The sequence below is a fragment of the Brachybacterium nesterenkovii genome (genome assembly GCF_900163655.1).
In the GTDB taxonomy this organism is placed as follows: Bacteria; Actinomycetota; Actinomycetes; order Actinomycetales; family Dermabacteraceae; genus Brachybacterium; species Brachybacterium nesterenkovii.
The window spans coordinates 1-2,849 of record NZ_FWFG01000095.1; the positions used below are offsets into that span (position 1 = coordinate 1).

The following is a 2,849-nucleotide window of genomic DNA, read 5'->3' on the forward strand; positions in this document are numbered from 1 at the left end:
GAGGGCAGCGAAAAAAGGAGCCAGCCCCGCCGGGACGCCTTCAGTCTGGTACTGACGCGAAAAAAGCCGAGGCTGACCCCAGGATCGAGTTCGCCCTACGCAGCTCACGCACTTCCTTCTCCAGCTCGACCAGGCGCTGGGACTCGCTGGTCGTGGTCCCTCGACGGTGCCCCTCGTCAACCTCGGCCTGCACGACCCAGTTCCTCAGAGTCTCAGGATTGATCCCGAGCTGCTCGCCCACACGGCGAAACGTTCCCGACCTCGTCGATGGATCGCGCCGTGACTGAACTGCCATCCTCGTGACTCTCTCCCGAAGCTCGTCGGGGTACTTCCCCGGCGCTACCATGCTCCTCATCCTCCCGAGGATTCAGAGCCTCCACCAGACCCGGGGCGAGTCAAGCCGCCGTTCGCCCCATCACGGTCGACCTGGAGGGTGGACAGGGCGCGGCGGGCGTCCGAGATGTTGAGCAATCCCGGCTGAGCCTTGTCCAGCGGCTCGGCGTGGGCCGCCGGCAGACCGATCGTGGGCACCAGTGCGATGCAGAGGATCAGCGCGAGGCGCGAGACCCAGAGCTGGTACGAAGAAGGGTGAGAGCCCGATGGGGGCAGAGTCGTCCAACGCGACATGGAGGAGGCTCCTCGGAGGAAGGGGAACGTGGCCAGACGGCTGTCCAGATTCTAGGATTCAGTACCGACATCCGAAGGGACCTTCCGCGGCACGCAGCGACGAGTCCGCACACGCCCGCGACGCCCCAGCCTGCTCTACCCTCGCCCCATGACCGACCCCGCCGACCTGCCCCGCTTCGTACCGCTCGAGCACGTCCAGCAGGAGCTCTCGATCTCGTACCTGCAGGCGCTCCAGCTCGTCCGCTCAGGGGAGCTGAGGGCGATCCAGGTCGGCGGCCGGAAGCAGTGGAGGGTCGCGCTCTCGGCGCTCGAGGAGTACATCGCCGCGCGCTACGCGGAGACCGCGGCGATGGTCGAGACGGAGGCGGACGAGGGCTGAGCGGCGGATGCCGACGAGAAGTCCGATCACGGCGCTGCCGCTCTCTGAGACTGCCGCAACGGGCTGATAACCAGCACTCCAAGCGGCTGTGCCATAATCGCACACATGGCTACCGTCACCCCGCAGCAGCTCGGTGAGCGCATCCAGGAGCAGCGCATCCGGCGCGGCTTCTCCCAGAGTGAGCTCGCTGACCTCGTCTCGCTCGAGCGCTCCGTCATCAGCAAGCTCGAGAGCGGGCAGCGGCGGGTCTCAGCGCTCGAGCTGTCGGATATCGCTGAGGCTCTCAGTGTGCGGATGGCGGTCTTCTTCGAGGAGCCGACGCCGGCGCTTGTCGCCCATCGCTCCTCGCAGGGCCTGGACACGGCGGACACGACGATCGACGCGCTGCTTGCAGATCTGGCCGACGAGGTGGAGTTCGTCCAGAGCCTCGGTGCGCTCACGCTGCCCTCAGCCGAGGGTCACTGGCCCGTCCCGTCCTCCCGGAAGGACGCGGAGCAACTGGCTGTGCAGGTGCGGTCGCAGCTCGGGGTCGAGCCGGGTGCTCCGCTGCTGGATCTGCCGCGCCGCTTCGCCGAGCTCGGACTTCTGGTGATGAGCCGTGACCTCGGCCAGGACGTCGCCGATGCCGGCACGATCCTCCTGCGCCAGGGCGGGGTCACGCTCGTCAACAGCGGCATGAAGCTGGGCCGTCGCCGTCTCGCCGCCGCTCACGAGCTCGGCCACTACCTGGTCGGCGACCAGTACACGGTGGACTACCGGGTGAGCGAGGGGCGAGGCGACGTCGAGTCTCGGCTCGACGCGTTCGCCCGCGCACTGCTCCTGCCGGCGGCATCGGTCACGTCTGACTGGAAGCGCCTTGCTGAGCGCTCTGGGGTGCGTGCGGCCGCGGTGATCCTCGCGAGCCGGTACCGCGTGGACATGTCGACGCTCGCCCGGCGACTGTCGGACGTCGAAATCGTGGACTCGTCCGAGGCCGCTCAGGTCCGGAACACCGTCACCACCCGCACGGACATGATCGAGTACGACGCGTTCCTCGCGGATGACGAGCTCGCGGGCACCACACAGCCGGCCATCTTTCAGCGCGCGGTGCTGCGCCTGGTCCGCGACCAGAAGATCAGCCCGGAACGAGCTGTGCAGCTCCTCTGGGACCTGGTGGATCAGTCTGAGCTCCCGGCCCCGGCGCAGCGAGACGAGAACGAGATCTGGCGGTTCACCTCATGAGCGACCGCACGGTCTGGGTGTTCGACACCGGGCCGCTGCGGCACTTCGCGAGGAACGGCTGGGTTGGCGTGCTGAAGTTTCTCGCGCAGAAGAACGACGCCGAGGTCGTCATCCCACTCTCCGTGAGAAGGGAACTGGAGGAGCAGCGCGCGACGATCCCAGAGTTGGTGCTGGTTCTCGATGCTGACTGGATCCGGGTCGACCGCTTGGATGACCTGAGCGAGAGCGCGGCGTTCGCGAGGTATGAGAAGAGGCTCGCTGTCGGTCGGCAGAACCTCGGGGAGTGCGGCGTGCTCGCACTCGGCTCCGTGCACGGCTACACCGTGATCCTCGACGACTCGACGCCGCGAGCCATCGGTGAAGAGGAAGGGATGAAGGTTGAGGTGACCCTAACCCTGCTGTGCCAAGCCATCCGAGAGAAGCAACTAACCTTCTCGATGGTGGAGGCACTGGCTGACGACCTGCTCGCGGGGGAGTACTTCCTGCCCTTCAAGAAGGGCGGGTTCCGCATGTGGGCGCTTGAAGAGGGTGCCCTGGATTGGGATGACGTCTGAGCGGACTCGTGGGTGGGCTGACCCCGTTTTGTAGGTCCGGTGGTTCTGGGAGTCGTCCTGTCGCCCGT

Annotated in this window: 3 protein-coding genes and 1 pseudogene; 3 read left to right on the top strand and 1 reads right to left on the bottom strand. The window is 66.9% G+C overall.

Annotated features, from left to right (window positions below; all coding sequences use genetic code 11):
* Positions 1–58: 58 nt before the first annotated feature.
* Positions 59–355: pseudogene (locus FM110_RS11010) on the bottom strand (transposase); the annotation flags it as partial.
* Between the two features lie 420 nt (positions 356–775).
* Here FM110_RS11010 and FM110_RS11015 point away from each other — a divergent pair.
* The 3 genes from FM110_RS11015 (at position 776) to FM110_RS11025 (ending at position 2,781) form a co-directional block, all read left to right on the top strand.
* Complete coding sequence (locus tag FM110_RS11015; protein ID WP_087104811.1) at positions 776–1,006, top strand: helix-turn-helix domain-containing protein; 231 nt, start codon at positions 776–778, stop codon at positions 1,004–1,006.
* Positions 1,007–1,111: 105 nt separating this feature from the next.
* Positions 1,112–2,227, top strand: a complete 1,116-nt coding sequence (locus tag FM110_RS11020) for a helix-turn-helix domain-containing protein (protein WP_087104812.1) — start codon at positions 1,112–1,114, stop codon at positions 2,225–2,227.
* Positions 2,224–2,781, top strand: a complete 558-nt coding sequence (locus tag FM110_RS11025) for a nucleotide-binding protein (RefSeq protein WP_200810227.1) — start codon at positions 2,224–2,226, stop codon at positions 2,779–2,781. Before FM110_RS11020 ends, FM110_RS11025 begins: the two co-directional genes overlap by 4 nt.
* The last annotated feature ends 68 nt before the right edge of the window (positions 2,782–2,849 follow it).

Excerpts from the sequence above, each read along its gene's own strand:
- FM110_RS11015 (WP_087104811.1), top strand. The coding sequence starts at position 776 with ATGACCGACCCCGCCGACCTGCCCCGCTTCGTACCGCTCGAGCACGTC.
- FM110_RS11020 (WP_087104812.1), top strand. The coding sequence starts at position 1,112 with ATGGCTACCGTCACCCCGCAGCAGCTCGGTGAGCGCATCCAGGAGCAG.
- FM110_RS11025 (WP_200810227.1), top strand. The coding sequence starts at position 2,224 with ATGAGCGACCGCACGGTCTGGGTGTTCGACACCGGGCCGCTGCGGCAC.